This window comes from Mesobacterium hydrothermale, from assembly GCF_035818635.1.
Lineage (GTDB): Bacteria > Pseudomonadota > Alphaproteobacteria > Rhodobacterales > Rhodobacteraceae > Mesobacterium_A > Mesobacterium_A hydrothermale.
This window is the reverse complement of sequence record NZ_JAYLLH010000002.1, coordinates 12,342-38,225: the sequence shown is the minus strand read 5'-3', so window position 1 is coordinate 38,225 and position 25,884 is coordinate 12,342. Positions and strand designations below refer to the sequence as shown.

Here is a 25,884-nt window from a genome sequence, read left to right as displayed (position 1 = left end):
CGCCCGCGATTTTTCGCAGGTTTTACCACCATTTCGCCGGTTTGGCCACAAATCCGGCAGCTTCCTCAAGAGCATAAGCGATATTCAGCAGATCGCCTTCCTCCCACGGGCGGCCGATCAATTGCAGCCCCAGCGGCAGCCCCTGCTTGTCCAGCCCCGCGGGCACCGCAATGCCCGGCAGACCGGCCAGGTTCACCGTGACGGTGAACACGTCGTTCAGGTACATCTGCACCGGATCGGCATCCGACATCTCGTCCAGGCCAAAGGCCGCCGAGGGCGTCGCGGGTGTCAGGATCGCATCGACCCCTTGCGCGAACACATCCTCAAAGTCCTTCTTGATCAGCGTCCGCACCTTGCGCGCGCGGTTGTAATAGGCGTCATAGAACCCGGCCGACAGCACATAGGTGCCCACCATGACCCGGCGCTGCACCTCGTGCCCGAACCCCTCGGCACGGGTTTTTTCATACATCTCGGTGATGCCATCGCCTTGCGCCAGCTTGGCCCGGTGGCCATAGCGCACCCCGTCGTAACGGGCCAGGTTCGACGATGCCTCGGCCGGCGCGATCACGTAATAGGCAGGCAGCGCATACTTGGTGTGCGGCAGGCTAATATCGACGATCCGGGCGCCTGCGTCCTTCAGCATCGCGGTGCCATCGGCCCACAGCGCCTCGATCTCTTCGGGCATGCCGTTCATGCGGTATTCCTGCGGAATCCCGATGGTCTTGCCCTTGATGTCACCGGTCAACATGGCTTCGAAATCCGGCACCGGCAGATCGGCGCTGGTGGAATCCTTCGGGTCGTGGCCGCACATCGCCTCCAGCACGATGGCCGCGTCGCGCACCGATTTGGTCATCGGCCCGGCCTGGTCCAGCGACGACGCAAACGCCACGATGCCCCAGCGCGAACACCGGCCATAGGTCGGCTTGATGCCGGTAATACCGGTAAACGCCGCCGGCTGGCGGATCGAGCCGCCGGTATCGGTGCCGGTCGCCGCAAGGCACAGGTCCGCTGCCACGGCCGAGGCCGATCCGCCCGAAGACCCGCCCGGCGTCAGCGCCGCCTCGTCATTCCCGCGCCGCCACGGGTTGACCGCGTTGCCATAGCACGAGGTCTCGTTCGAAGATCCCATGGCGAATTCGTCCATGTTGAGCTTGCCCAGCATGACGGTGCCGGCATCGAACAGCTTCTGGCTGACCGTCGATTCATACTCGGGCCTGAACCCCTTCAGGATCCGGCTCGCGGCCTGGCTCGGCACGCCCTTGGTGCAGAACAGGTCCTTGATCCCCATCGGGATGCCGCACATCTTGGGCGCATCGCCCGCCTTGATCCGGGCATCCGCCGCCGCCGCCTGCGCGCGGGCAATCTCGGGTGTCTTGTGCACAAAGGCGCCCAGCGCGTCCGCGCCCTCGATCGCGCTCAGACAGGCCTCGGTCAGCTCGACGCTGCTCACCTCGCCCGCACGCAGCGCGTCGCGCGCCGCCGCCACGGTCAGTTTCGTCAGCTCAGACATTATTCCACCACCTTCGGCACGGCAAAGAACCCCTCGCGCGCATCGGGCGCGTTCGACAGCACCTTGGCCTGCATGTTGCCATCGGTCACCCCGTCCTTGCGGCGCTTCAGCCGCATCGGCGTCACCGACACCATCGGCTCGACACCCGCGACATCAACCTCGTTCAACTGCTCGATGAAATCCAGGATGTTGGAAAATTCCTGCGCCAGCGCGGGCAGCGCGTCGTCCTCGACCTTGATCCGGGCCAGTTTCGCCACCTTTGCGGCGGTCTCGATGTCAATCGACATGGGCGTTCGACCTTTCGCATCACAAACGTTCAAGACCCGCGTTTACCCCCGCGCGCGCCCGCCCGCAAGCGCCCTGCCCCCATTCCGCCCTGTTCCCATCATCTTGCTGAAAATATCCTGGGGAGCGCGAGGGGCTGGCCCCTCGCTCCCCCCCTTGCCACAGACGGAAACGCCCGTCATTCTAATCCCAAAACCCAAGACCTACGCCAACAGGAAGGACACCGACATGAACATCATCTGGCTCGGCCACGGCAGTTTCCGGATCGAGATCGAAGACCAGGTCCTGTTGATCGATCCTTGGCTGCACAACAACCCGATGCTGAACGAAGACCAGTACGAGGCCGCGATTGGCGGCGCCACCCAGATCCTCGTGACCCACGGCCATTTCGACCACACGGCCGACGTGGTCGAAGTCTCGAAACGCACCGGCGCGCCGGTCTCGGGCATTTATGAACTGGCGTTGACACTGCACGCGCAGGGCGCGGGCGAAGGCATGGCCTTCAACAAGGGGGGCACCGTCAGTTTTGGCAACGTCAAGGTATCGATCGTGCCCGCATCGCATTCCTCGTCGATGATGGTCGATGACCGCCGCCGCTACATGGGGCCGGAAACCGGGTTGATCATCGCCGGCGAAGGCCACGTGATCTATCACTCCTCCGACACAACGATCATGGCCGACATGGACTGGATCGCGGACTACTACAAACCCGACATCGGCATCCTGAGCGCGGGCGGTTTCTATACCATGGACATGGCCGGGGCCGCGTATGCCGCCAAGCGCTATTTCAACTTCAAGACGGTGATCCCTGGCCACTACCGCACCTTCCCGGCGCTGGAACAATCGGCCGAAGTGCTGTCCGCCGGCCTGCCCGGCGTCAGCGTGATCGAGCCGCAGATCCTGGATCCCATCAGTTTCTGATCCTTGCCGCGCAACTGCGGGCCGTCCCGGCAACGGGGCCGCCCGCCGAACATCGTCAACAAAGCCTGACCAGTGCCCCACCCCGCCATGCCGCACAGCGCCGACACGCCTTCGCCCCTCCGGATCGCGGCTGTCCTTGCGGTCGCGGTTGCCGGAACGCTTGCGCTCGTGGTGCTGAGCCTGGCGATCAGCCCGAACACCCAGCCTGGCGTCGCCGCCTATTTCCACTACCAGAGCGCGGCGCTCGGCGTGGCCGGGGTGACGGTTCTGGCGATGCGTGTCGTCCTGGGGCGTTCTTTTCGTGTCCTGCGCATTGGTCACCCCGCAGCACCAGCGCGCCCGATCCCGGTTCTGGGGGTCAAACCCGGCGAAAGCTGGCGCAAGGTCGGGACAACCTTCTGGCTCATCACGTGTATCGCCACAACGGGCTGGCTGATCCTGGCCCAGGCCGGGCCAACCGGCGCGCCGCTCGCGGCCTGGATCACCGCAGTGGCGCTTGCCGTGCCGCTTGCCGCGTCAAACGCGCTGGTCGAGGAAATCGTGACCCGCTGGACACTTGTCGAAGGGCTGACAGGCCGCTGTGCCCGCGTGGCGCCCTTTGCCTCGGCGCTTGTCTTTGGCAGCGCGCACTACATGGGCGTTCCCGGCGGCCTGAGCGGCGGGCTGATGGCAGCGTTCCTGGCCTGGCTCATCAGCCTGTCGATCCAGGACACGCGCGGGCTGTTCTGGGCGATCTTCATCCACTTCTGGCTGGACGTGGTGATCTTTGCCACGCTGCTGGCCGACCGGACCTGAGCCCCATGGTCACGGCATCAGGATTGCCTTGCGCTCGAATTTCGCGCTTTCGATGGTCAGGTCGTCATAAGTCAGTTCAATTTCGACCTTCTGCACCGAGCCCAGCGCAAAGCGTTCATAAGGCAGCCCGTCCTCGGGCGTCAGCGCATTGGGTGCTGCGGTGTCTTCGTGGCAGGCGGGCAGCGGCCAGACCTGAAGCGGATTGCCGTTGACGCCAAAGCGCAGTTGCACCAACCCGCAGCGCCACGACATCAGATGCGTGACGTACAGCAAATCCTGCCCGTCGAATTCCCGCACCGCGACCCAGTTGCCGCGGGTCATGTTCAGGATCGGCTTGACTTCGACCGCTGTGGTAAACTTGCCCGACGGCACCTGCGGTTCGGCTTCAAGGGGGGACGCCTGCGCTGTCACCGGGGCGGCCGGCGCCACGGCCTCTGCCGCAGGCGCATCCGCATCCCCGGTTCCGCCGCCCAGCGCCGCGGCGATGAAAATCAAGAACAGTTGTAGCATCTACGCCTTCCTTCCAATGTCATGTTGCAAATTCCCGCCGGGGGGCTTGCCCGATCCGGCGGGGCGCATTCTAATTGCCTGACCCGCCCGGCGTCCGGGCCGCAGGCCAAGGTTGAAACACCCATGACAGAAGACAAGGCAGCGCGGCAAACTGTCAATATTCTGATCGTGGGCCAATCCGGCCGCCTGCAATACGAAGCACTGCTGTTCGCCGCGTCGCTGAACGCCATTCCGCAAACACGCCCCCTGCGCCTGTACGTGGCCGAGCCGCAGCCCGGCCCCCTTTGGCAGAACGATCCCCGGATCAAGGATGACACCGTCCGCCAGATGCTGACCGACCTCGGCGCAACAATCCTGCCCTTCGCGCCCCGGCATTTCGGGCAACCCTATCCTTATGGCAACAAGATCGAGGCGCTGTTTGCCCTGCCCCCGAACCAGCCCTTCGTGTTCTTCGACACCGATACGCTGATCCTGGACGATCTGGCCCGCGTCCCGTTCGATTTCGACCGGCCCGGCGCATCGCTGCGCCGCGAAGGCACCTGGCCCAAGCCCGACCTGTACGGCCCCGGCTATGGCGCGATCTGGAAATCGCTTTATGACCGCTTCGGGCTGGACTTCGACAGCTCGCTCGACCCCGACCAGCCCGACGGCGTCTGGCGGCGCTATCTGTATTTCAACGCCGGTTTCTTCTTTTTCCGCTGCCCGCGCGCTTTCGGCGACCTGTTCCTGCGCTACGCGCTGGACATCCGCGACGCCCCGCCGCCGGAACTGACCGGGCAGTCGCTTGACCCGTGGCTGGACCAGGTGGCGTTGCCGTTGGTGATCCATGCCCTGGGTGGCGGGCGCGACGCGCTGCCGCCGGGATTGCTGGACGGCTCTGTGACCTGCCACTACCGCACCCTTCCCCTGCTCTATGCACGAGAGGACGACCACGTCGTTGACCGGCTCGAGGCGCTGGCCCAGAATGACACGCTGCGCGCCGTGCTGGCGGGCCACGCCCCGTTTCAGCGGTTCGTTCTTGATGGCTGGGGCACCCGGACGCGCGCGCTGTTCGACCGGCAAAATCTGCCGCGCCGCGAACAGGCGATCCGCAACCAGTTGCGCCGCGAAGGTCTGTGGATGCGGTGACCGGCACCGGCACCGGCAAAAAAGAAATCTCAACAAGATGACGTTACGTCAACATTCCGCACAGCGGCCCGAAACAGCCAACACATCATATTTACAATATATATCAAAAACTTAATTCAATTCTCACACCTCGGGCCAGCGCCTTGATAAGCTGGAACAATCTGGCCCGGCGCAGATGAAATTTGACCTATGTCATAGAATCACCTTCAAGACCGGCGATATACAGGCGGCAACTTCGGTTACGTCGCGGTTTCCTCTCTCCCAAACTTCCGCGGCGTGGGGTCCTCTGGACCCCATAAAATTCGGTTCCGTCGCGGTTTCCTCTCTCCCAAACGAACGCGACGGTGGGGTGTCAAAGCCCCGAGAATCAAGGCGGCGCTTTTCAAGCGTCGCCTTGGTCCGTTTCGGCCCTTCACACAAAACATCCGCCCGAACTTGCCCCTGCTCAAAGCGTGGCAAGCGCCCGGCACGCTATACTTGGGCGTGGAACGCGCACTGACTTTGGAACAAAGGGAGTGTTATGATGCCAATGACGCTTAGATCGCTCATGATCGGCTGCGCGGGGGTCACAATCTTGACCACAGGAGCCTGTGAACGGGTCTATGAAGGGGCGTTTACCAGCAATACCAACAGCGAGGATCCCAAGGCACACCTGAACGCGCTTGACCGTGATCCGCGTGTTTCGTCCAGCACGACGCTTGTGGGCTACAAGGGGCTGCAATACCCGGTCGTTCAAACCGACGACGGACCGAAAGTGCGCTACTTCGTGGCCGATGACGGCGGCGGGATCGCCGCCGAAACCCTGATCGACTGCAACGGCACGTCGGCCCGCGACTGCGAAGCGGCGCTTGATGACGCCAGCGCCGAACGCAGCGCCGTCGATACCGCGGCGGAGCAACGCACCAGGACACGGGTGGCCAGCGTCCAGCCCGCCCCGGCCAAGGCCGAAGCAGCGCAAACCACGCTGAACGATCCCGACCTGCCCGAGGTCGCAGAGGACACCGACGAGGCCTATGACTATGCCATCGACGACAAGAAACCGGTCACGCTTCAGGTGGTCAAGGGCGACACCTGGCAGGTTAAGCATGACGGAAAGATGCTGGATTGCGAGATGAACAGCGCCATCGGATGCAGCTTGGCGATCAAGCAATACGACTTCGAAAAGAACGCGGAATCCGCCACGGTCAGCGTCAACACCAAGGACGGCACCCGCACCTCCAGCGATAGCGGCGGCGGCGATGGTGGCGGGCGCTGAGCACGGGCGTTTGCCCTGACCGGCATCAGACAAGGCCCGCGTTCCGGCCCAAAGCCGGGGCGCGGGCAATTTTTCCGGTCCGCCCCGTCCGTCCGGCATTTTGTTTCTTTTTCTCCTCCCCCGTTGTTCCGACCCGGCCAATCGCCTAAGCCTTTGGCGCATTGTCGCATCAAGGGGAGAGAGAGACCCATGTCGGACGCACCTGAATTCGGTTTCGATACGCTGCAAATCCACGCCGGGGCGCGGCCCGACCCGGCCACCGGCGCACGCCAGACGCCGATCTACCAGACCACGGCCTATGTGTTCCGTGACGCCGAACACGCCGCCGCGCTTTTCAACCTTCAGGAAGTGGGCTTTATCTATTCCCGCCTGACCAACCCGACCGTGGCCGTCCTGCAGGAACGCATGGCCACGCTGGAAGGCGGCGTTGGCGCGGTGTGCTGTTCGTCCGGCCACGCGGCACAGATCATGGCGCTGTTCCCGCTGATGGCGCCGGGGCTGAACATCGTCGCCTCGACCCGCCTGTATGGCGGCACGATCACCCAGTTCAGCCAGACCATCAAACGCTTTGGCTGGTCCTGCAAATTCGTCGATTTCGACGATCTGGACGCGGTCGCAGCGGCGATTGACGACAACACCCGGGCGGTGTTCTGCGAATCCATCGCCAACCCCGGCGGCTATATCACCGATCTCGATGCCATTGCCGCGATTGCCGACAAGGCCGGACTGCCGCTGATCGTCGACAACACCTCGGCCACGCCCTACCTCTGCCGCCCGATCGAACACGGCGCGACACTGGTGGTGCATTCGATGACCAAGTACCTGACCGGCAATGGCACCGTCACCGGCGGTGTGGTGATCGACTCGGGCAAATTCGACTGGTCCGCCAGCGACAAGTTCCCGTCCCTGTCGGCCCCTGAACCCGCCTATCACGGGCTGAAATTCCACGAAACCTTCGGCAGCCTCGCCTTTACCTTCCACGGCATTGCCATCGGTCTGCGCGACCTGGGCATGACGCTGAACCCGCAGGCGGCGCATTATACGCTGATGGGGACGGAAACCCTGTCGCTGCGGATGGAAAAGCACGTGGCCAATGCCCGTCAGGTGGCCGAATGGCTTGAAGGCCATGATGCCGTTGCCGGCGTGACCTATGCCGGGCTGCCGTCCTCTCCCTATCACGACCGGGTGGCGCGGATCTGCCCCAAGGGCGCGGGCGCGCTGTTCACCGTGGCGCTGAAGGGCGGCTATGACGCCTGCGTCAAGTTCGTGGAAGAGCTGGAAATTTTCAGCCATGTTGCCAATCTGGGCGATACCCGGTCGCTGGTGATCCACTCGGCCTCGACCACGCACCGCCAGTTGTCGCCTGAACAACAGGTCGCCGCCGGGGCCGCGCCCAACGTGGTGCGGATTTCCATCGGCACCGAGGATCCCGCAGACCTGATCGCCGATCTGGACCAGGCGCTGAAAGCCGCGCACGCCTAAGCCGCACCTCCGTGCCGCAATCCCTCGCGGCACGGGGTTTTTCGACCTGCCGGGCGACGTGGCGGCCTCAGTCCGCGAGCGCGAACACCATGGTCACCGAGGCGCTGATCGTCGCCTCTCCGGCGGCGACAGGAACGCTATCGGCCCGCGCCGCCATCATCATCGGCTCGGGTCGATATCCGCCGCCGTTTTCGCTGATCGACACCACTGGCCCCAGCGTGACCCCCGCCGCCTCGGCATAGACCTGCGCCCGCGCCATCGCGTCGGCCACCGCATCGCGCCGCGCGGCCTCTTGCAGCGGCGCAGGCTCCTGCACCCCGAAGCTCAGCCCGCTCAACCGGTTGGCCCCGGTCTTCAGCACCGCCTCCAGCGCGGCGCCCAACTGGTCCAGATCCCGCACCCGAAGGGTTACGCCATTGCTGGCCTCGAACCCGGTGATCCGGTCCGCCCCACTGACCGAGGCGCTGGCAAACACCGGGTAAAGCGACAGCCCGCTGGTCTGCATATCCCGCGCGTCGATTCCGAATCGGGGCAGCAGGTCAAGGATCGCCGCCACGCTTTGCGACACCTGGTCCATCGCGGCCTCGGCGCTGTCGGCTCGGTGGCTGACACCCAGGCTGATCGTTGCCATGTCCGGCACGGCGGCCGCAACGCCTTCACCCGTCACGGTGATCTGACGCAACTCCTGCGCCTGCACCCCCACCGCGGCGAAAAGCCAAACACTCAAAAAACAGATAAAAACCCGCATATCTTTTCCTTTCAGGCAAGTTTTTTGCTTCACTGTCAGGTCTGACGCGGCGCTCGGCAAGTTCCTTGGAAAAAACTTGGCAAAACATCGCCGCGCGGGCCGACGGGCAGTGCAGGGGGACTCCCCCCCAGCCGGTACAGGTGATAAAATGAAGCCATGAAAACGAACTTTGCGTTGTCCCTGTCCTTCGAGGGTATTGCCTTGCTGCGCCGTGCGCAGCGGGACTGGTATGTTATGGGTGAAACCGCACTGGATGTGCCCGACCTGAACGCGGCGCTCAAACGCCTGCGCGAGATGGCCGATGCCGCATCCACCGAAGGCGGCAAGGTCAAGCTGATCATCCCCAACGAACAGATCCGCTATTTGTCGCTGCCCGACGAAGGGCTGAACGGCGACGCGCTGATCGCGCGAATCCGGCAGGCGCTGGACGGGGCCACGCCCTACGCGGTCAAGGATCTTGTGTTCGACTACTCGGTCGCCGGCGGCAAGGTGATGATCGCCGCCGTGGCGCGCGAAACCCTGACAGAGGCCGAGATGTTCGCCTCTGGCCACCATTTCGAACCGGTCAGCCACGCCGCGGCCGCCGCCCCCGGAGACTTCGCCGGAGAGGTTTATTTCGGTCCGGCCTCCGGCTGGTCCGGCCCCTCGCCCGAGCGCGAGGCCGAGGCGCTGGTGATCATTGACGTCCCGCCGCCCGAGCCAGAGACCGCACCGGCCGAGAAACCGGCGCAGAAAGAAACCCCGCCCCCCGTGGAACAGGCCGCGCCCGTACCGCCCCCCAAACCCGCGCCCCCCGCCGCGCCCAGCGCCACTGTTGCCGACATTGCACCAGACGCTGTTCCAGACGCTGCACCTGACCCGGCCCCCGTCGCGTTCACCAGCATTCGCGCCCAGCGCGATGCCGCTGGCAGCGCGCCCCGGCTGGATGGCGTCGCCCGCGATGCGCCCGCCGTCAAGGCCGCGCCAACGCTCGCCGCGCCCAGGCGGGGCGATGACGACGACATGCCCCCCCCGGCGTTCAAGTCCAAGCCGCGCCTGTCCTTCACGGCCGAGGCAAAGTCGGGCTCGGGCGAACTTTCGGCCCCGTCGATCCCCGAACCCGCCAGCGCCGCGCGCCGACCGTTGGGGTTCTTCAGTCGCCGCAAGTCCCCCAAGGCCGAACCGGCGGCGCCCGCCGTGGCCGCCGCCAGAACGCCAGAGGTGCTGGACGATGTGCCGGACATGCCCGCGGTGCACGAATTGGTGCCGCCCGCCCCCGCCCCCGCCACCAGCGCCGCCACACCCAAGGACAGCCCGAAACGCGCGCTGACCACCGCGTTGCTGGCACGCAAGACGCAGGCCACCCCAGAGCCCGCCGCCACCGGGGCCGCCGCTGCCGCGCTTGACCCAGCAGAGGCAGAGCGTCAGCGCATGACCGTCTTTGGCGCGCGCGAACAGGCCCGCGTCGGCGGCAAGCCGCGCTTCCTTGGCCTGATGCTGACCGCGATTCTTCTGCTGTTCCTGGCGGGCGTCGCGGCCTGGGCCTCGGTTTTCCTTGACGACGGGCTGGCGCGGTTCTTCCCGTCCAAGAGCGACGAGCCGGTCGTCACCGAACTGCCCGCCGGTGCGGTCGGCACGCTGGCCCCGGCACAGGCCGACGCCACCCCGCCGCAGGACGAAGACGAGGCGATGGTCGAACTCGCCGCGTTGGAAACCCCGGTCGATACCCCGCTGTTGCCGTTGCCCGCCCCCGCCCTGCCAGAGGTGCTGCTGACCCCCGAGCAGGCCGAAGCGACCTATGCCGCCACCGGCATCTGGCAGCGCGCGCCGATTGCCCCCGACCTGCCCGGCATTGATCCGGTCGACAATGTCTATTCCGCGTCGATCGACACCGCGGTCGACGTGCAGGATGCCGTCGCCCTGCCCGATGCCAAATCGATGCTGCGCGATGCCGCCCTGGCGCCGCAGGTCAACCCGGCGCCGCCGGGTGTCCGGTTCACGCTTGACGCGCGCGGGGTCGTGGTGGCCACGCCCGAAGGCGCGATGAACCCCGACGGCATCATGATCTATGCCGGCAAGCCGCCGGTCGTGCCGCCGCTGCGCCCGGCAGAGGCGGCGCTGCTGAACGAATCCCCCGAACTTCTGGCCGAACGCGCCCGCCTGGCCGCCGCCCGTCCACGCCCCCGGCCCGAAGGGCTGGTGGAAAGCGCTGAACGTGCCCAACTGGGCGGGTTCAGCCGCGCCGAACTGGGACGCGTGCGCCCCAAGGCCCGCACCGTCACCCAGAAAGAGGTCGATGAACAGGACACCACCGCCACCGCCCAGGCGGTAAAGGTCTCGACAAAGCCGCTGCAACGCCCGCGCAACTTCGCCGCCATCGTGCAAGAGGCCCGCAAGTCCGCCCCGGCAGAAGCCGAGGTGACCCAGGCCGCGGCCGTGACCCCGCGCAGCGTCGCGCCGTCGATCCCGTCCTCGGCCAGCGTGGCCAAACAGGCCACGGTCAAGAACGCGATCCGGCTGAACGACATCAACCTGATCGGGGTCTATGGCAAACCCTCCAGCCGCCGCGCCCTGGTCCGTCTGGCCAATGGCCGCTACAAGAAGGTCAAGGTCGGCGACCGGCTGGACGGAGGCGAGGTCGCCGCCATCGGCGAAGACCAGCTGCGCTATGTGAAGCGCGGCAAAAACGTCACCATCAAGATGCCCTGAGCCGCAGCCCCGGCGCTTGTCCGGGGATGCGCAGGCCTGACCTGTACAGTTTTTGGATCGAACCGTACGATCCGCGCAACACCCCCACTGTACCGCCTGAAACGAAAAACCGGGCCGCACCGATCTGGTAGGACCCGGCCCTTCCCGTGTCTCAGCGCCCTAGTCCGCAGCTGTGCGGACGGCGCTCAGATCCCCATTGGCAATGTGTTCGCGTTCGATGGAGTCGAACCCGTCGGTCCCGGCGGGATTGCCTGCGGTGATCGTCGATTTCGGACGGTCGTGCGGAAAGGCCCCAAGACTTTCCCCTGTTCGGTCGCGAACGCACAGTTTACCGCATCTTTACTGCTGGTTTTGCGCGTAGTATGCAAAATAACACCGCAGGCACGCGCGTTTCGCGCGCGAAACGATACTGAAGCGCGCGAAACGCGCAGAACTGGACCCCTCACATGCTCGACGACACCGACAAACGCCTGCTGTTCGCGCTACAGAAAAACGCCCACCTGACGGCGCAGGATCTGGGTGAGGTGCTGAACCTGTCGCCCAGCCAGGCCGGGCGCCGCCGCCAGCGGCTGGAGGCCGAGGGCTATATCACCGGATACGCCGCGCGCCTGTCGCCGGCGCGGCTGGGCCTGACCGTGCAGGCCTTCATCCAGGTGCAGATGACAAGTCACGATCCAGAACAGGCCCGCAGCTTTGCCCGGCTGCTGACCACCCGCCCCGAGATCATCAGCGCCTGGACCCTGACCGGCGAAGCGGATTTCCTGCTGCGAGTCTATTGCGACAACCTGCCGGCGCTGAACACCCTGATCCACGAAGTGCTTTTGCCCCACGGCGCAGTGGCCCGGGTGCAAAGCCAGATCGTCATGGACCAGATGAAACCCGACGCGCCCTTCCCGGTCTGACACCGCTGCCTGGGCTGCCGTTTATGCGATCACAGTCTCGCGAAAACCGGCCCCCGTGTCACAGCTTTGCCGATGTACGCTTGTATCTTCGCGCGGGCCAAGCGCATCATGGGCCACCCCCTTGGACATAAGGCGCGTCATGGACACCATCCTTTTCCACGCCTCGATCTATCTTGTTGCCGCGGTGATCGCGGTGCCCATCGCCGCGCGGATGGGGCTTGGCTCGGTGCTGGGCTACCTGCTGGCCGGGATCGTGATCGGACCGATGTTGGGGCTGGTGGCCAATACCGGCGACTTGCAGCACTTCGCGGAATTTGGCGTTGTGATGATGCTGTTCGTGATCGGGCTGGAACTGGAACCCCAAGTCCTGTGGGACATGCGCCATCGCCTGCTGGGGCTGGGCGGGATGCAGATCCTGGGCACCACGCTGGCGGTGATGGGCGCGGCCATGGGGCTGGGGCAGCCGTGGAATACGGCGCTGGCCATCGGTTTCATCTTTTCGCTGTCGTCCACCGCCATCGTGTTGCAAACCCTGTCGGAAAAGGGGCTGATGCGTACCGGTGGCGGGCGGTCGTCGTTTTCGGTTCTGCTGACGCAGGACATCGCGGTCATCCCCCTGCTGGTACTGTTGCCGCTGCTGGCCATGCCGAACGTCCCGACGCTGGCCGCCGACGGCTCCATTCAACGCGGGATCGACATGGCCGACGATCACGGCCACGGCATGTCGCTGGTCGAGGGCCTGCCGGGCTGGGGCGTGACGCTGGTCACGCTGGGGGCCGTCGCGGCGATCATCCTGGGCGGCATCTACCTCTCCCGGCCGATCTTTCGCTACATCCACGCGGCCAACCTGCCAGAGATGTTCACCGCGCTGGCGCTGCTGATCGTGATCGGCATTGCCTTTCTGATGATGCTGGTGGGGCTGTCGCCCGCATTGGGCACCTTCCTGGCCGGGGTGGTTTTGGCGAACTCGGAATTCCGGCATGAACTGGAATCGAACGTCGCGCCCTTCAAGGGGCTGTTGCTGGGACTGTTCTTCATCACCGTCGGCGCGGGGATCGACTTTGGCACCTTCTTCAAGGCGCCGGCGACCATCCTTGGTCTTGCACTGGGCCTGATCGCGCTGAAAGGGGCGATCCTCTTTGCCATCGGGCAGGTCTTTGGTCTGCGCGGACGCGACAAGATGCTGTTCACCCTCAGCCTTGCGCAAGCCGGGGAATTCGGGTTCGTGCTGATCTCGTTCTCGTTGCAGCAAAACGTGCTGACCGAACGGCTGGGCGGCATGTTGCTGCTGGTCATCGCGCTGTCGATGCTGATCACGCCGCTGCTGTTTTTGCTGTATGATTGGCTGTCGCGCCGCCTGATCGACACAGACGAAGAACGCTCCGCCGACGAAATCGACGAGGAAGGGCCGGTGATCATCGCCGGGATCGGGCGGTTCGGGCAGATCGTGAACCGGCTGGTGCAATCGACCGGGCACAAGACCGTGGTGCTGGACCACGACATGAAGACGATCGAACTGATGCGGCGCTTCGGGTTCAAGGGCTTTTATGGCGACCCCACCCGGCCAGAGGTTTTGCACGCCGCCGGGCTGGATCACGCCCGGGTGCTGGTGGTGGCGCTGGACAACCGCGAGTCGGTGACCAAGCTAGTCAGCTATGCCCGCCGCGCCCGGCCTGACCTGCACATCATCGCCCGCGCCCGCCACCGCAGCCACGTCTACGAACTCTACCAGGCGGGTGCGAATGACATTGTGCGCGAACTGTTCGATTCATCGCTGCGCGCCGGGCGCTACGTTCTGGAAAACATCGGGCTCAGCGAATACGAAGCGGCAAAGGCCGAGCAGACCTTCTTTCACCACGACCGCGAAGCCGTGCGCGAACTGGCCAAGGTCTGGAAACCCGGCGTGCCCTCCAGCGAAAACCCCGAATACGTCGCCCGGGTGCGGGAACTGGAAAAAGATCTGGAAGCGGCGCTGACACAGGCGCTGGAAAAAGACGCGGGGGGCTGACGGCCAGCGGGGTGCAACGAAAAAGGCCGGGCGTGATGCCCGGCCTTTGCATTCGCGGTGTCGCGAAACCTTATGCGGCGCGCGACAGCAGAACCTCGTCTACCTGCTTGGCAGCGGCCACTTCGTCGCCCCCGGCAACGGCGGCCACTTCACGGGTCAGGCGCTCCAGCGCGGCTTCGTAAAGCTGACGCTCGGAATAGGACTGTTCGCGCTGGTCGTCGGCGCGGTGCAGGTCGCGCACCACCTCTGCGATCGCGATCAGGTCGCCCGAGTTGATCTTTTGTTCATATTCCTGCGCGCGGCGCGACCACATCGCGCGCTTTACCTTGGCCTTGCCCTTCAGCGTCTTCATCGCGTGGGCGACGACATCGGGCGAGCTGAGGCTGCGCATGCCGACCTCGGTTGCCTTGTGCGTCGGCACCCGCAGGGTCATCTTGTCCTTTTCAAAAGAGATCACGAACAGTTCCAGCTTGATGCCGGCGATTTCCTGCTCCTCGATCGACATGATCTGTCCTACGCCATGGGCGGGATAGACCACATATTCGTTGGGGCGGAATTCGGGTTTCTTGGTCTTGGTCATTCAGTTCGTCCTCATAAGCGCACAAAGTTGAGGCGACAAAAAAGACGCACGGCGATATCCCTATCTCCGTCCATCCTGTTCGACGATCTTCGTTAAGCCCCCGGGTGCAGACAGTCCCGGACGTGTGCGCAAGGTTTTTCCATTCGACCCACTTTGTAACACAAAAAACGCGCCAAAGATAGTCACATTGCGCTTACCGCACATGTAGGCCCGCAACCCCAAGGGGTTACGCGGCGACGTTCAGGCAATCACTGCAGATCGCCAGCCATGTTTCGCGAATCGGAAGCTTAGCCACCCTCGCCCGGTGCTTCAGAGAAGTATTTGTTGACCTTGTCGGTTTCGCCGTCGCGTTCTTCGTAACCCGGCAGCGGATCTTTCTTCGAAATGATCACCGGCCACATCTCGGAATATTTCCGGTTGAACTCGACCCACTTGTCCATGTCGGGGTCGGTGTCCGGGCGGATCGCGTCTGCCGGGCATTCCGGTTCGCAAACGCCGCAGTCAATGCATTCGTCGGGGTGGATCACCAGCATGTTCTCCCCCTCATAGAAGCAGTCCACGGGGCACACCTCAACGCAGTCGGTGTATTTGCAGGCGATGCAATTGTCGATCACGACGTAGGTCATGTGTCAGTCTTTCCTCGAAAGGCGCGTTTCGAACTTGCTAGTCCACATGCCCGGCTCAATCAAGCGTCAGCGTCCGGGCTTGCGGCAATTTGCGACGATCTTTCTTGGTCGGGCGCCCGCCCCCGTCAAAGCTGGGAATTGCGGGCTCTGCGTCACGCGGCGGCGGCGGCGCCAGGTCCTCGTACAATGTCTGCGCTTCGGGCGCCGGGCCGCGCCGGGTGCCAAGGGCCACGATCCGAATGACCCGCACGTCCAGTCCCTGCGGGAAGGTCAGCACATCGCCCGGCCCGACGTTGAAGGCAGGTTTGGCAATGTGCAGCCCGTTCACCCGGCAATGCCCGGCCTGCACGACCTTGGCCGACAGGCCGCGGGTCTTGAAGAACCGGGCCTGCCAAAGCCATTTGTCGATGCGGATCCGGGCCGGTGCGTCAGACACTTAGGACTTGCCCTTCAACCCCATCAGCGCAGCCGCAAAGGGGTTGTCGGGGTCGATCGGCTTTTCCTTCTTGGGCGGACGCGCTTGATACGTCTTGGCGCCCTCGTCGCGCGGCGGACGCTTGCCGCCCTTGGGCTTGCCCTTGCCGCGCGGTTTGTCGCCGCCACGGTCGCTGCGTTCGCCCCGGTCACCCCGGTCGGCATTGCGGCGGCCCTGACCCTGGCCCTGGCCACGGCGCTGGGTGTTGCCACGGTTGCCGCCCCAGGTGAAGGTATAGAACACTTCGACCTCGGGCTCGGCCGGGGCCTCTGCGGGGGTCTCCGGCTGCGCCTCGGCGGGGACCGCGGCGGCGGCGGCGGCTGCTTCGGCCGGGGCTTCGGCTGCGGTTTCTTCCGCGGTTGCAAGGGTTTCCGCGACGGGCTTCACCTTGGGGCGCTCGCCCTTTTCGGCCTTGTAGCCCAGCCCCTGCATCAGGTCGGCGAACTGTTCCAGCGTCATGCCGGTGATCGACAGCATGTCGGCCTTGGCTTCGAACCCGCCGCGGCTGTCTTCGGCGCGCAGCAGGTCGGCCAGACGCTCCAGCATGTCGATGCGGATCGCACGGCTGCCCGCGGCGCGATAGCCCGCGATGGTATAGTGCACATCCGGCACGGCGTCGATGTTGGGCACGGTGACCAGCCCCGGCGGCGGCGCCTCGGGGAAGTCGTCCAGCCCGTTGGCCAGGCTCCACAGCACCAGGCGCAGACGCGTGGGCGCGGGTTTCAGCAGCGCGGGCAGGAAGATGGTGAACTGGCCAAACCGGATCCCGTGCTTGCGCAGAGCGGCGCGCGACTCCTGGTCCAGCGCCTTGACCTCGTCCGCCACATCGGCCCGGGGCAGGATGCCCAGCGACTCGACCATGCGGAAGCCAAAGCCGCGCGCCAGACCGGTCAGCGCCTCGTCGCGCTGGATCGCCAGAAGCGGCTCGAACAGCGCGGCGATCTTTCGGTCGATGAAATGCTGCAGGCGGCGCTGCACCTTCTGCATAACGTCCGGCCCGGCTTCATCATCGACGAAGGCCACGACACGCGGCTTCATCGCGTCATCGCCTGGTGCAAGGCGACCCACCGCCTGTTCGCCCCACATCAGACCGCCCTGTTCGGTGAAGTCGATCTCGGTATCGGGGGCGTTATAGAAGCGGTCCGCGCGCAAGTGGAAATGCGGCTGCAACGCCTGGATCGAGGCCGCCTTGAGCGTCTTGGCCTCTTGCCCTGTTGCGCCCTGGTCCTGGCGGAACCGGAACCCTTCGAGCCGACCGACGAATTCGCCTTCGACGGTGACTTCACCCTTATCGTTCACTTCGGCCAAAAGGGCCTCCTTCTGCTTCAACCGGCGCAGCAGCACAGATGTGCGCCGGTCAACAAACCTTTGCGTCAGACGGTCGTGCAATGCATCTGACAGGCTGTCTTCTACAGCGCGGGTGCGGTCGCGCCAATAGCTTTCGTCATGCACCCAGCCTTTGCGCTGTGCAACATACGTCCAAGTGCGGATATAGGCCAAACGTTTCGACAATGTGTCAATGTCGCCATCGGTCCGATCGATGCGCTTGACCTGGCGTGCCATGAAATCGTCCGGCACTGCCCCTTTTTCATGCAAATGCTTGTAGATCGTTTCCAGAAGCCCGGCGTGTTCGGCATGGCTGATGCCGCGGAAATCGGGAATCCGGCAGACATCCCACAGCAGTTGTACCGACGCCGGATCCGAGGCACGGGCAAAGACCTCGCCGTCCTGCGCCAGTGTGCGCAGCGCCATAAGGTCGTCGGCCTCGCGCGCCTTGGTCAGCATCTGGTTGTCCGGCCCCTGTTCAAGCGAGGCGATCAGCCGGTCAATGCTGCCAAAGCTGAGCGCGGCATTGCGCCAGTTCAGTTTCTTGAGCGGCGTGAAGCGGTGATTGCAGATCGCGTCCGCCACCTCGTCCGGAATCGGCGGTGCCTCTCCGGTCACACCGAAAGTGCCGGGGGTCATGCCACGCCCGGCCCGGCCGGCAATCTGCGCCAGCTCATTCGGCATCAGCGGACGCATCCGGCGGCCGTCGAACTTGGTCAGGCTGCTGAAGGCGACATGGGTGATATCCAGATTCAACCCCATGCCGATGGCATCGGTGGCCACCAGGAAATCGACATCGCCATTTTGATACAGCGCCACCTGCGCGTTGCGCGTGCGCGGCGACAGCGCCCCCATCACGACCGCCGCACCGCCCTTTTGCCGGCGCAGGAGCTCGGCTATGGCATAGACATTCTCAACCGAAAATCCGACGATTGCGGTCCTTGGCTGCAGTCTGCTTATCTTTTTCGAACCAGAATAGGCCAATTGGCTCATCCGCTCGCGGCGAACGAATTCCACCCCCGGCACCAGTTGCGAAATCGGGCCACGCATGGTGTCAGAGCCCATGAACAGGGTTTCCTGCGTGCCTCGCATCCTGAGCAGACGGTCGGTGAAGACATGGCCGCGCTCGGGATCGGCGCAAAGCTGGATTTCGTCGATGGCGACAAAATCGCAGCCCATGCCTTCGGGCATCGCCTCGACCGTGCAGACCCAATACGCGGCGCGCGGCGGCACGATCCGTTCCTCGCCGGTGACCAGCGCCACGACGCCGGGACCGCGCAGACCGACGATCTTGTCATAGACCTCGCGCGCAAGAAGGCGCAGCGGCAGGCCGATCATGCCTGTCCGGTGGGCCAGCATCCGCTCGATGGCATAGTGGGTCTTGCCGGTGTTGGTCGGGCCAAGGACGGCCGCGATCCGCGCACGCTGAGCCATGCGGCGCCCTTTGCGTCTGTTGCGTTACAGGGCCGTCCCGGTCACCTGGGGGGCCAGCCGCTTGACGGCCTCGGTTACGTCGGCGTCATGCGGATGCACCTCAAGTACCTTCTGGTAGGCCTTGTAGGCAAGATCGGGCTTTCCGACCCGTTCGAACAGTGCGCCAAGACCGCGCATGGCCCCGAAATGGTTCGGGTTCAGCGCCAGCGTATGTTCCAGCGCATCCAGCGCGGGGCCGTACATATCCTTGCTGAAGTAGGCCAGCGCCAGCCCCTGCCAGCCTTCGGCAAAATCCGGCGCATGGTCTGTCAGCGCGGTGAAATGTTCGATGGCAACGTCGAATTTCTGCACTTCCAGCGCGTCGCGCCCGCGCTTGAGCAGCAGGTCCATCGCCGCAGAGCCGGATTTCGACCATTCGATGATCAACCGGTTTGCGACTCGCTCTGCCTGCGTCGGCGCGGCCTCTTTCAACTCGCGCAGCAACTGCGCTTCGGCGCTTTCCTGCGCATGGGCAGGTAGGGAATTCATGACTAGGCCGATGGCTGCCGCCACGATACCGTTGAGTTTGACAGACTGCGTGCTCATAGTCCCGACTGTAGCGCAGACGCGGGGAAATACCAGCCCCGCGCAAGTCAACTGAAGGAGAGCGCAGAATGAGCGATATCGTGTCCGCGGCCGTGTCCGCCCTGTCGGAGAAACTGGGCGGCGACGGCTTTGACGGCGTGGCCAAGTTCGAGATCGAAGGCGAAGGCAGCCTGATCATCGACGCCGATGGTGTGCGCGCCGGCGATGACGATGCCGATGTGACCCTGTCGGCCGATGTCGACACGTTCCAGCAGATCCTTGCAGGCGACCTGAACCCCACCGCGGCCTTCATGTCGGGCAAGCTGTCGGTTGACGGTGACATGGGTGCGGCAATGAAACTGGCGTCGGTCCTGGCCTGATGCTTGAACCGGCACCGTTCCATGCCAACCTGGCACAGGGCCCCGAAGGCAGCCGGGCCTATTGGCTGCACGCCGCTGACGGCGTGCGCATCCGCGTTGGCGTGTTCGCCTGCGAACAGGCGCGTGGGACGGTGCTGCTTTTCCCTGGACGTACCGAATACGTTGAAAAATATGGCCGCACCGCCGCGGATTTCGTGGCCCGGGGCTATACCGTTCTGGCGATAGACTGGCGCGGCCAGGGCTTGGCCGACCGGCTTTTGCACAATGACCGGATCGGCCATGTCGATCACTTCACCGACTTCCAGAAAGATGTCGATGCCGCCCTGCACGCTGCCGTCACGCTGAATTTGCCGCGTCCGTGGCACCTGATGGCCCATTCGATGGGCGGTGCCATCGGGCTGCGCGCCGCGATGCGGGGGATTGCGGTGGCCTCTGCCGTCTTCACCGGTCCGATGTGGGGGATCCAGATCTCGGCCCTGATGCGGCCCGCGGCCTGGGCGCTGAGTTGGGGCGGCGCCAAGGTTGGACTGGGCCACAAGATCGCGCCGGGCACGAAATCCGACAGCTATGTCGCGTCGGAACCGTTTGAAGGCAATACCCTGACCACCGATCGCGAGATGTTCGAATACATGCGCGCACAGGTTCTGGCAGAGCCGTCGTTGCAACTGGGCGGCCCGTCGCTGCGCTGGCTGAACGAGGCGCTGGCCGATTGCCGCACACTGGCGGGGCGGGCGTCGCCCGACCTGCCCTGCCTGACCTTTGTCGGCAGCAATGAGCGGATCGTCGACACCGACCGGATCCGCGACCGCATGGCCCATTGGCCGGGCGGGCGGCTGGAACTGATCGCCGGCGGCGAACATGAGGTGCTGATGGAAGGCCCGCAGGTGCGCGCCCATATCGCCGACAGTGCCGTGGCCCTGTTCGATGCCGCGCGGGGCCATGACGGCAACGGCACGGCGATCTCAGCCTGATGGCTGGACCCCAGCGCTGAACGGCCTATCGTCGGCGTCATGGGCGACGTTCTGAAATTCACCGAAAATGGCATTTTCTGCCCGGCGGGTGGGTTCCATATCGACCCGTGGCGACCGGTGGAGCGCGCGGTCATCACCCATGGCCATGCCGACCACGCCCGGCCCGGCCACCAGCATTACCTGTGCACCGATGTCGCCGCGCCGGTGATCCGGCACCGGCTGGGGGTCGCGCCGGAAACGCTGCGCTTCGGCGAGGTGCGCCAGATCGGCGCGGCCCGCGTGTCGCTGCACCCGGCCGGACACCTGCCCGGCAGCGCGCAGGTGCGGGTCGAGGTCGGGGGCGAGGTCTGGGTGGTGTCGGGCGACTACAAGGTCGAACCCGACGGGCTGTGCGAATCGTTCGAGCCGATCCGGTGCCACGCCTTCATCAGTGAATGCACCTTTGGTCTGCCGGTGTTCACATGGGCGCCGCAGGCGGTTGTCGGCCGGCAGATCAATGACTGGTGGGCGGGCAACGCGGCGGCGGGGCGGGTGTCGATCCTGGGGGCCTATTCGCTGGGCAAGGCGCAGCGGCTGATGGGACTGGTGGACAGTGGCATCGGCCCGATCCTGACCCACGGCGCAGTCGAAGCCACCAACGCGGTGTTGCGGGCGCAAGGGCTGGCTCTGCCCGCCACCGTGCCGGTCACGCCAGAGCTGGACGTGAAATCCCACGCCGGCGCGCTGGTCATCGCCCCACCCGCGGCGCTTGGCAGCGCCTGGGCCCGGCGGTTCGGCCCGGCAGCAACGGGGTTCGCGTCTGGCTGGATGGCTTTGCGTGGGGTTCGGCGGCGGCGGTCGGTGGATCGGGGTTTTGTGCTGTCGGACCACGCGGACTGGCCGGGCCTGCTGTCTGCAATCCGGGAAACGGGCGCAGAAAGCATATATTTTACACATGGTTATACGGATATCTTTGCGCGTTATCTGAACGAATCCGGCTGGATCGCGCAGGTGGTTCCAACAGAGTTCGGCACCGCCGAAGAGGACGCGGCATGAAAGCCTTTGCCACGCTTTTTCACGCCCTGGATCAAACGACGAAAACCAGCGCAAAAACAAACGCCTTGGCAGAGTTTTTCACCCAGGCCAGCGAGGCCGACAAGCTGTGGTGCATCGCGTTGTTTTCCGGTCGGCGCCCGAAGCGTGCCGTGACCACCACGCAACTGCGGGAATGGGCGGCCGACCGGGCCGGCGTGCCGCTGTGGTTGCTGGAAGAGTGCTATCCCGTGGTCGGGGATCTGGCCGAGACCATCGCCCTGATCCTGCCCCCTTCAACGGCAACAGAGGACCTGCCATTATCGCATTGGATCAGCGTGTTACAGGGGCTTCATCATGTTGACAGCGAAGCGCGCAAACCGGTCATCCTGAACGCCTGGGACAGGTTGAACACGACCGAACGGTTTCTGTTCAACAAGCTGATCACGGGTGGGTTCCGCATCGGGGTCAGCCAGAAACTGATGACCCGGGCGCTCGCCCGCGCCACCGGTCAGGACGAAGCCGCGCTGGCGCACCGGCTGATGGGAAACTGGACGCCCGAGACCACGAGCTATCACGCGCTGATCGAGGCAGAGGACGCGCAAGCCGACGACAGCCGCCCCTATCCATTCTGCCTGGCCCATGGTCTGGACGCAGCGCCCGACGGGCTTGGCCCTCGTGACGCCTGGCTGGCGGAATGGAAATGGGACGGCATCCGCGGGCAGCTGATCCTGCGCGGCGGCGCGCATCACGTCTGGTCGCGGGGCGAAGAGTTGATGACCGACCGGTTCCCGGACCTGGCGCGCGCGGTGGATTTCCTGCCCGACGGCACCGTGCTGGACGGAGAGATCGTGGCCTGGGACGGCACAGCGCCCCTGCCCTTTGCCACGCTGCAGAAACGGATCGGGCGCAAGACGGTGCCGAAGAAACTGCTGGCCGAGGCGCGGGTGATCCTGCTGGCCTATGACCTGCTGGAGGACGGCGGGCAAGACCTGCGCGCCGCGCCGCTGTCGGACCGGCGCGCGCGACTGGAGGCGCTGCTGAAGGATGTGCCGCAGGACGCGCCGGTGCGCCCCTCACCCCTGATCGAAGCGGACGATTGGGACGCGCTGGCCCGGGTTCGCGCCACCGCCCGCGACCATCGCGCCGAGGGGCTGATGCTGAAGCGCAAGGACAGCCCCTATCACGCCGGGCGCAAGCGCGGCGACTGGTGGAAATGGAAGCTGGACCCGCTGACCATCGACGCGGTGATGATCTATGCGCAGGCGGGGCACGGACGGCGCGCGACCCTGTACACAGATTTCACCTTCGCGGTCTGGCAGGGCAACGACCTGGTGCCGTTCACCAAGGCCTATTCCGGGCTGACCGATGATGAGTTTCGCCAGATCACCGCCTGGGTCCGCAAGAACACGGTGCAACGCTTTGGCCCGGTGCGGCAGGTGCGCCCGGACCTGGTGTTCGAGATCGCCTTTGAAGGGATACAGGAAAGCCCCCGGCACAAGTCCGGCGTGGCGCTGCGGTTTCCGCGCATGGCGCGCTGGCGGCAGGACAAGCCGGCGCAAGAGGCCAACACGCTGGCGGATCTCAAGGCGATGCTGGCGGTTTATGGATAGGGCCGCCGCGCCCTGAGGCGCCTCATTTTCCCGCCGTTTCCGTCGCCGCGCCTTGCCTTCCCGGCACCCGCGCCCCTATCTGTTGGGCAACACGCAGAACAAAGAGGCCCCCATGACACATTCGCCCCGCTTCACCCCCGTCTTCGACGCCCATGCCAATGCCGGGGGCAAGTCCTTGGGCGATCTGCCCGAATGGGACCTGACCGACCTGTATGCAGCGCCCGACGCCCCCGAGGTGAAACGCGACCTGGACTGGCTGGAAAGCGCCTGCGCCAGCTTTGCCGCGGACTACGAAGACAAGCTGGGGACGCTGGACGCGGCCGGGTTCCTGACCTGCATTCAGCGCCATGAAAAGATCGAGGCGATTGCCGGGCGGATGATGTCCTTTGCCGGGCTGCGCTATTACCAGCTGACGGTGGACCCGGAGCGCACGAAATTCCTGTCGGATTGTCAGGAAAAGATCACCAACTATACCACGCCGCTGGTGTTCTTCACGCTGGAACTGAACCGTCTGGACGATGCCCACCTGGACGCGCTGTTCGCCAGCGATGCCGAACTGGGCCGCTACAAGCCTGCGTTCGACCGCATCCGTGCGATGAAACCCTATCAGTTGTCCGACGAGATGGAAAAATTCCTGCACGACCTGGGCGTGGTGGGCGATGCCTGGGAACGGCTGTTCGACGAAACCATCGCCGGGCTGTCCTTTGAAGTGGACGGCGAAGAACTGACCATCGAGGGCACGCTGAACCTGCTGACCGAACAGGACCGCAGCAAGCGCGAGGCGGCGGCGCATGAACTGGCGCGTGTGTTTGGCGAGAACATCAAGATCTTTGCCCGGGTGCACAACACCCAGGCCAAGGAAAAGGAAATCATGGACCGCTGGCGCAAGATGCCCACGGCCCAGACCGCGCGCCACCTGTCGAACGATGTCGAACCCGAGGTGGTCGAGGCGCTGCGCGACGCGGTGGTTGCCGCCTATCCGCGCCTGAGCCATCGGTATTACGAGCTGAAGCGCAAGTGGTTGGGGCTGGACCGGATGCAGGTCTGGGACCGCAACGCGCCGCTGCCGATGGAATCCACCCGCACCGTGGGGTGGGACGAGGCCCGGCAGGTGGTGATGGACGCCTACAATGCCTTTGACCCGCGCATGGGCGAGATTGCCCAGCCGTTTTTTGACAAGGGCTGGATTGATGCCGCCGTCAAACCCGGCAAGGCGCCCGGTGCCTTTGCCCACCCGACGGTCACCGACGTGCACCCCTATGTGATGCTGAACTACCTGGGCAAACCGCGCGACGTGATGACCCTGGCGCATGAACTGGGCCACGGCGTGCACCAGGTGCTGGCGGCGGGGCAAGGCGAGATGCTGGCCTCGACCCCGCTGACTCTGGCGGAAACGGCATCGGTGTTTGGCGAAATGCTGACCTTCCGCAAGATGCTGGAAGGTGCAAAGGATCAGGCCGAACGCAAGGTGATGCTGGCCGGCAAGGTCGAGGACATGATCAACACGGTCGTGCGCCAGATCGCGTTCTATGACTTCGAGTGCAAGCTGCACGCAGCGCGGCGCGGCGGCGAACTGACCCCCGAGGATATCAACGCGCTGTGGATGTCGGTGCAGGCCGAATCGCTGGGCGGGGCCTTTGATTTCATGGACGGGTATGAGACCTTCTGGGCCTACATCCCGCATTTCGTGCATTCGCCGTTCTACGTCTATGCCTACGCCTTTGGCGACGGGCTGGTGAACGCGCTTTACGCGGTCTACGAAGAAAACCCCGACGGCTTCCAGGACAAGTATTTCGACATGCTGAAGGCCGGCGGCTCGAAACACCACAAGGACCTGCTGGCGCCGTTCGGGCTGGATGCCAGCGACCCGAGCTTCTGGGACAAGGGCCTGTCGATGATCGAAGGGTTCATCGACGATCTGGAGGCGATGGAGGCATGACCCCCGCGATGCTGATCCTGGGCTGGGAGCGGTTCAACATGCTTCGCTTCACCCAGCCAGACGACGCTGCGCGCGTGCTGCGCCAGAGCCAACATTTCATCACACCGGACCGAATGCGGTTCGCACCTGTTCGGTTGTTGCGAGAGTTGTCGTTGGGAAAACCATTTCCGGTAGCCGAGAAAGACTCGACCGCCTTCGCCGGTTTGCGCGGCCAGTTAGAGGCGTCGGGCTGGCGCGTGTTGCGCGACGGCGATGACGGGTTCGACGCGATTTTTGATTATTGGACAAAGGACTGTCTGAGTTTCGGTGCAGACAATGGGCCACGCAACTGGTCGGGCACGGAACCTCGCAAGGACCGGCAATTCGTGGTCCCGGCCTGATCTCGCGCCCGAAACCGTCTATCTCTGCCGAAGCGCGCTGTTTTCTGACCGGAGCGGCGCGCTTTTGCTATTTCAACTGGCTGTCCTTGGACCCGCGCCGATTGATACCACCGCGCGCCTGATAGGCGCTGTCGCGGTCTTGCATACAGTCGATACAGAGTTTCACGCCGGGGATTGCCCTCCTCCGCGCTTCGGGGATTTCTTCGTCGCATTCCGCGCAATGGGTCAGGCTGTCACCCACCGGCCCCCGACGCGTTTTCATCCGCGCCAGTCCATCCGAAATCGACGCTTCGATCTGCTCGCTGACCGCACCATCGCGGGCCCATCCACCGGCCATTTTGCACCTCCGTCTG

The 25,884-nt window shown here is 64.7% G+C and carries 24 protein-coding genes; 14 read left to right on the top strand and 10 right to left on the bottom strand.

Annotated features, from left to right (window positions below; genetic code table 11):
• Positions 1–22 precede the first annotated feature (22 nt).
• Positions 23–1,510, bottom strand: coding sequence for an Asp-tRNA(Asn)/Glu-tRNA(Gln) amidotransferase subunit GatA (gene gatA, locus VK792_RS01580; protein ID WP_326295558.1), 1,488 nt, complete (start codon positions 1,508–1,510; stop codon positions 23–25).
• On the bottom strand, positions 1,510–1,797 hold the full coding sequence (gatC, locus tag VK792_RS01575; RefSeq protein WP_326295556.1) for an Asp-tRNA(Asn)/Glu-tRNA(Gln) amidotransferase subunit GatC: 288 nt from the start codon (positions 1,795–1,797) through the stop codon (positions 1,510–1,512). Before gatC ends, gatA begins: the two co-directional genes overlap by 1 nt.
• 226 nt (positions 1,798–2,023) lie before the next feature.
• On the opposite strand from gatC, the gene VK792_RS01570 reads away from it, so the two are divergent.
• Both VK792_RS01570 and VK792_RS01565 read left to right on the top strand, forming a co-directional pair.
• Positions 2,024–2,716 carry a metal-dependent hydrolase gene (locus VK792_RS01570; protein ID WP_326295554.1) on the top strand — a complete coding sequence of 231 codons (693 nt, stop codon included), beginning with the start codon at positions 2,024–2,026 and terminating at the stop codon, positions 2,714–2,716.
• Between the two features lie 87 nt (positions 2,717–2,803).
• Complete coding sequence (locus VK792_RS01565) at positions 2,804–3,511, top strand: CPBP family glutamic-type intramembrane protease (RefSeq protein ID WP_326295552.1); 708 nt, start codon at positions 2,804–2,806, stop codon at positions 3,509–3,511.
• Between the two features lie 9 nt (positions 3,512–3,520).
• Here the strand turns inward: VK792_RS01565 and VK792_RS01560 are convergent, their stop codons facing one another.
• Positions 3,521–4,021 carry a hypothetical protein gene (locus VK792_RS01560; RefSeq protein ID WP_326295550.1) on the bottom strand — a complete coding sequence of 167 codons (501 nt, stop codon included), beginning with the start codon at positions 4,019–4,021 and terminating at the stop codon, positions 3,521–3,523.
• 123 nt (positions 4,022–4,144) lie between these two features.
• On the opposite strand from VK792_RS01560, the gene VK792_RS01555 reads away from it, so the two are divergent.
• The 3 genes from VK792_RS01555 to VK792_RS01545 all read left to right on the top strand — a co-directional run bounded on the left by VK792_RS01555 (position 4,145) and on the right by VK792_RS01545 (position 7,886).
• Complete coding sequence (locus VK792_RS01555; RefSeq protein WP_326295549.1) at positions 4,145–5,149, top strand: GT-B fold glycosyltransferase domain-containing protein; 1,005 nt, start codon at positions 4,145–4,147, stop codon at positions 5,147–5,149.
• 523 nt (positions 5,150–5,672) lie between these two features.
• Positions 5,673–6,404: a hypothetical protein gene (locus tag VK792_RS01550; RefSeq protein WP_326295548.1), complete on the top strand. Its 732-nt coding sequence runs from the start codon at positions 5,673–5,675 to the stop codon at positions 6,402–6,404.
• A 189-nt stretch (positions 6,405–6,593) separates the two neighbouring features.
• On the top strand, positions 6,594–7,886 hold the full coding sequence (locus VK792_RS01545) for an O-acetylhomoserine aminocarboxypropyltransferase/cysteine synthase family protein (RefSeq protein ID WP_326295547.1): 1,293 nt from the start codon (positions 6,594–6,596) through the stop codon (positions 7,884–7,886).
• Between the two features lie 67 nt (positions 7,887–7,953).
• On the opposite strand, the gene VK792_RS01540 is transcribed toward VK792_RS01545, so the two are convergent.
• On the bottom strand, positions 7,954–8,613 hold the full coding sequence (locus VK792_RS01540; protein WP_326295545.1) for an SIMPL domain-containing protein: 660 nt from the start codon (positions 8,611–8,613) through the stop codon (positions 7,954–7,956).
• Between the two features lie 177 nt (positions 8,614–8,790).
• Between VK792_RS01540 and VK792_RS01535 the strand changes: the two genes are divergently transcribed.
• The 3 genes from VK792_RS01535 to VK792_RS01525 all read left to right on the top strand — a co-directional run bounded on the left by VK792_RS01535 (position 8,791) and on the right by VK792_RS01525 (position 14,232).
• Positions 8,791–11,322: a hypothetical protein gene (locus VK792_RS01535; RefSeq protein WP_326295544.1), complete on the top strand. Its 2,532-nt coding sequence runs from the start codon at positions 8,791–8,793 to the stop codon at positions 11,320–11,322.
• Between the two features lie 446 nt (positions 11,323–11,768).
• The gene (locus VK792_RS01530; protein WP_326295543.1) at positions 11,769–12,224 is read left to right on the top strand and encodes an Lrp/AsnC family transcriptional regulator; all 456 of its coding nucleotides are present in this window, start codon (positions 11,769–11,771) and stop codon (positions 12,222–12,224) included.
• 139 nt (positions 12,225–12,363) lie between these two features.
• The gene (locus tag VK792_RS01525) at positions 12,364–14,232 is read left to right on the top strand and encodes a cation:proton antiporter domain-containing protein (RefSeq protein WP_326295542.1); all 1,869 of its coding nucleotides are present in this window, start codon (positions 12,364–12,366) and stop codon (positions 14,230–14,232) included.
• 70 nt (positions 14,233–14,302) lie between these two features.
• On the opposite strand, the gene VK792_RS01520 is transcribed toward VK792_RS01525, so the two are convergent.
• The 5 genes from VK792_RS01520 to VK792_RS01500 form a co-directional block, all read right to left on the bottom strand.
• Positions 14,303–14,812 (bottom strand): CarD family transcriptional regulator, encoded by a 510-nt coding sequence (locus tag VK792_RS01520; RefSeq protein WP_326295541.1) that lies wholly within the window; start codon positions 14,810–14,812, stop codon positions 14,303–14,305.
• A 287-nt stretch (positions 14,813–15,099) separates the two neighbouring features.
• The gene (gene fdxA / locus VK792_RS01515; RefSeq protein ID WP_326295540.1) at positions 15,100–15,438 is read right to left on the bottom strand and encodes a ferredoxin FdxA; all 339 of its coding nucleotides are present in this window, start codon (positions 15,436–15,438) and stop codon (positions 15,100–15,102) included.
• Positions 15,439–15,493: 55 nt separating this feature from the next.
• Positions 15,494–15,874, bottom strand: a complete 381-nt coding sequence (locus VK792_RS01510) for an RNA-binding S4 domain-containing protein (RefSeq protein ID WP_326295539.1) — start codon at positions 15,872–15,874, stop codon at positions 15,494–15,496.
• The gene (locus VK792_RS01505) at positions 15,875–18,673 is read right to left on the bottom strand and encodes a helicase-related protein (RefSeq protein ID WP_326295538.1); all 2,799 of its coding nucleotides are present in this window, start codon (positions 18,671–18,673) and stop codon (positions 15,875–15,877) included.
• A gap of 24 nt (positions 18,674–18,697) precedes the next feature.
• On the bottom strand, positions 18,698–19,258 hold the full coding sequence (locus VK792_RS01500) for a tetratricopeptide repeat protein (protein WP_326295537.1): 561 nt from the start codon (positions 19,256–19,258) through the stop codon (positions 18,698–18,700).
• A 68-nt stretch (positions 19,259–19,326) separates the two neighbouring features.
• Between VK792_RS01500 and VK792_RS01495 the strand changes: the two genes are divergently transcribed.
• From VK792_RS01495 to VK792_RS01470, 6 genes are all read left to right on the top strand, one after another.
• Positions 19,327–19,617 carry an SCP2 sterol-binding domain-containing protein gene (locus tag VK792_RS01495; protein WP_326295535.1) on the top strand — a complete coding sequence of 97 codons (291 nt, stop codon included), beginning with the start codon at positions 19,327–19,329 and terminating at the stop codon, positions 19,615–19,617.
• Positions 19,617–20,588 carry an alpha/beta hydrolase gene (locus VK792_RS01490; protein WP_326295534.1) on the top strand — a complete coding sequence of 324 codons (972 nt, stop codon included), beginning with the start codon at positions 19,617–19,619 and terminating at the stop codon, positions 20,586–20,588. Before VK792_RS01495 ends, VK792_RS01490 begins: the two co-directional genes overlap by 1 nt.
• Before the next feature lie 39 nt (positions 20,589–20,627).
• On the top strand, positions 20,628–21,623 hold the full coding sequence (locus VK792_RS01485) for a ligase-associated DNA damage response exonuclease (protein ID WP_326295532.1): 996 nt from the start codon (positions 20,628–20,630) through the stop codon (positions 21,621–21,623).
• The gene (locus VK792_RS01480) at positions 21,620–23,212 is read left to right on the top strand and encodes an ATP-dependent DNA ligase (RefSeq protein ID WP_326295531.1); all 1,593 of its coding nucleotides are present in this window, start codon (positions 21,620–21,622) and stop codon (positions 23,210–23,212) included. The genes VK792_RS01485 and VK792_RS01480 overlap by 4 nt, the downstream gene beginning before the upstream one ends.
• Positions 23,213–23,324: 112 nt before the next feature.
• A complete protein-coding gene (locus VK792_RS01475; RefSeq protein WP_326295529.1) occupies positions 23,325–25,151 on the top strand; it encodes a M3 family oligoendopeptidase in 1,827 nt (608 codons plus the stop codon).
• A gap of 8 nt (positions 25,152–25,159) precedes the next feature.
• On the top strand, positions 25,160–25,531 hold the full coding sequence (locus VK792_RS01470; protein WP_326295528.1) for a hypothetical protein: 372 nt from the start codon (positions 25,160–25,162) through the stop codon (positions 25,529–25,531).
• Positions 25,532–25,598: 67 nt separating this feature from the next.
• Here the strand turns inward: VK792_RS01470 and VK792_RS01465 are convergent, their stop codons facing one another.
• Positions 25,599–25,868, bottom strand: a complete 270-nt coding sequence (locus VK792_RS01465) for a DksA/TraR family C4-type zinc finger protein (protein ID WP_326295527.1) — start codon at positions 25,866–25,868, stop codon at positions 25,599–25,601.
• Positions 25,869–25,884 lie beyond the last annotated feature (16 nt).